At 69.6% G+C, this 3,002-nt stretch carries 2 protein-coding genes; one reads left to right on the forward strand and one right to left on the reverse strand.

Annotated features, from left to right (window positions below; genetic code table 11):
• The coding region (locus AC2H6A_RS19060; protein WP_484275295.1) for a hypothetical protein at positions 1-584 on the forward strand (584 nt) is incomplete at its 5' end.
• A 105-nt stretch (positions 585-689) separates the two neighbouring features.
• Here the strand turns inward: AC2H6A_RS19060 and AC2H6A_RS19065 are convergent.
• Positions 690-2,936 carry a patatin-like phospholipase family protein gene (locus AC2H6A_RS19065; protein WP_484275296.1) on the reverse strand — a complete coding sequence of 749 codons (2,247 nt, stop codon included), beginning with the start codon at positions 2,934-2,936 and terminating at the stop codon, positions 690-692.
• Between the last annotated feature and the right edge of the window lie 66 nt (positions 2,937-3,002).

The following is a 3,002-nucleotide window of genomic DNA, read 5'->3' on the forward strand; positions in this document are numbered from 1 at the left end:
TCAGCGGCCCGATCACCGTCGCCCTGCTTTTCAGCGATGCCGTCAGCGCCTTCAGCGCTCAGAGCCTGATCGTCCAAGGAGGCCGTGCGCTGACTGACAGCTTCACCCGGATCTCGCCACGGGAGTACCGGGTGCAGGTCGCGCCCTACATCAACAGCTCGGGTACGCTGCAGATCAAAGTGGGTCCCGATGCGTTCATGGATGCCACGGGTACGCTGCCGAACGCCGACTCCTATGTCTTCTCGCGATCCTATGACACCCTGGTGCCCGACTGGGTGACCTTCAGTGACTCGATCGGCAACCAGCCGTGGACGACCAGCCCGCTGGTCCTGACCATGACTTTCAGGATCGAAGTCAGCCCCTCGTTCAGCCTGGACCATCTGCTGCCGTTCTCCGGCGGTTGCGGCTTGAGAGAGTTCACCCGGGTGTCCGACCGCGTCTGCACCGTGAAGGTGACGCCGGTTAGTGCCTCGCTCTGGGCGCAGGTGGAAGTGCCGCTCTGGTTCGTGAGCACTCAGCCCTGCTGTGAAGGCAATCCCCGCCTCTGGGAGCGAGCGACCTGGAAGAAGACCATTTCAGCCTGACCGTCCGGGCCCGCAGCCGGTCCGATGGATCGGGGCCCGGGGCTCAGGGCTCAGGGCTCAGGGCTCAGGGCTCAGGGCTCAGGGCAGCCCCAGGAACAGGTAAAGCTAGGAGCCGCCCTCTGGCGCGTAGGCAAAGCCGACGTAGACAGGCCCCAGCGGCGTCTCGCTGCCGAGATAGACCACGCCCGATTGCAGCGCTCCTGAGCGCTGCCGCTCGGTGTAAAGACGGCCGAAGCGCGCGCTCTCGAAACTGACCCCGGCGCGCACATCCCCACGCAGGCCCAGGGGCAGCCGACCGAGGATGCGCTCCAGACCGATACGGCCATAGGTGACATCGTCGCCGATCAGTTGCGACTGGGCGAAGGCCGACAGCCGCAGGAAGCCGCCCAGCTGGGCGGCATCGGTGACCGGCAGCTGGCCGCGGGTGGAGCCCACCCAGCTCAACTGGCCGAGCATCACGAAGCTGCCGAGCGGCCAGGCCGCGCGACCCTCCGCGGACAGCTTTGAATAGGGCTGGCCGAACTGGGAATGGGTCGACTCGAAATACCGCACCCGGGTGGCCCAGCCGCGTGTGGGCGCGTAGAGGCGGTCGAGCTGGTCGAGATCCAGGCTGGCGAACCACCCGCTGGAGCGGCCGTTCTGCTCGATGAGCAGCGGCGATCCGGTGGTCAGTTCGATCTGGCTGAGCGCCGTGCTGACCCCGAGCTGGGCCTGGCCGATCAGGCCGAGGTTGGCGCCGACGGCGACCTCGCTGGTGAGTGTGCTGGTGAGGTACTCGGCCAGACGCCGGTTGTCCTGGTAGACCGGCAGCGGCCGGGAGCGGTACCAGGCCCGCGGCTCGACGAACCAGGTCTGGCTCGGCTCGATCGGCTGATAGAAGTCGGCGGACATGCCCTTGGCGGTGCCGGCCTCGGCACCGAACAGCAGTTCCCCGCCGAGGCGGTTGAGGGCCGTGCGGTGATAGGCGGCCCGCAGGCTGTAGGTGGCGCTGGTGCCCAGGCTGGTGTCGAGATTCACCGCGAAGCGCAGGTAGTCGGGCCCCCAGCTCTTCTCGAGGGGCGCCAGCCGCAGGATGGTGCGATCGCGTTCGCGCAGCAGGGTGTAGTCGATGCTCTGGTAGTGGCCCTCGCCGTAGGCGCGCAGCAGGTCGCGGTTCAGCGTCCCGGTCTCCAGCGGCTGCCCGGTCTGCTGGCTGATGTGACGAGTCATCGCCTGCGGGCTGGTGCGCCGCAGACCGGCGATCTCGATGGCATCGACCTGCGGCGGCAGTCGATCGGCATCGAGGATGCGCGTGCGCCAGGCCTGGTAGGCCGCATCGTCCACCGACAGCGCGCGAAGCCGCTCCTCCACGGCGTTGGCGGCCTGCTGGCCGCGCTCTGCAGCCGTGGCGTGCTTGTCGAAGTCGCCGGCGGTGATGCCCTCCAGCGGCGGCCGGATGTAGATGTCCTGCGCGCCGAGTTCGGCCATCGACTGGGTAACATTCTGCTCGGTGAGGATGTTCACCATCTGGGCGGTGACGCTGAGCAGCGACCCGACCTCGGAAGGCGCGAGCAGCGGCGAGCCGACATTCACCGCGATCACCACATCCGGGCGGCACAGCCGCCGCACTTCGGCCACCGGCAGGTTGTCGACCAGGCCGCCGTCGACCAGCTTGCGATCGCGGTACTCCACCGGCGCCATCAGGCCGGGCACCGACATGCTCGCGCGCATCGCCAGCGTGAGGCTGCCGTCACGCAGCACCACCCGGTCGCCGGTGCCGATGTCGGTGGCGATGATCGCAAGCGGCATGGGCAGCGAGTCGATGCTGCGTTCGATGCGGTCGGCGCGCACCAGCCGATTGAAGAAGAGCTTGATCTTCTGGCCGGTCAGCACGCCGGGCGGCGCGGTCGGGCCGCCGGCGCCGATGCCCAGCTCCGATCCCGGCAGGTAGCGCCGGGCGAGCTGCTTGCTGCGATAGACCGTCTCGTTGTACGGCGGGTTGTCCTGGAACAGATCGAACCAGTCGACGCTGCCCAGTTCCGCGCGCATCTGCGCGCTGGTCAGGCCCGAGGCGAAGGCGCCCGCAACCAGCGCCCCCATGCTCGTGCCGGCGACGCAGTCGACCGGCACCCGCAGGCGCTCCAGCACCTCGAGCACGCCGACATGGGCGGCGCCGCGCGCGCCGCCGCCGCCGAGCACCAGGCCGATGCGCGGCCGGCGGTCGGCAGGCAGGGCCACCGGCAGCGGTGCGCTGGCCGGCATCAGGGCCTGCCCCTGCGCCTGCGCCTGACCGATGGCCGTCGCGCCGCAGGCGAGCCATGCCGCGACCGCCGCCGCCCATGCCGCGCGGCCGACCCGGCGGCCCGGGTTCATGCGTCCTCGGGGGTGGTAACCACCTTGCCCGCGATCAGAGCTGCGATGCGGGCGTCGTCGTAGCCG

This window comes from Quisquiliibacterium sp. (assembly GCF_982640115.1).

What these genes read in the sequence shown, in the direction of transcription:
- AC2H6A_RS19065 (WP_484275296.1), bottom strand. Translation starts at nt 2,936, where the DNA reads ATGAACCCGGGCCGCCGGGTCGGCCGCGCGGCATGGGCGGCGGCGGTC.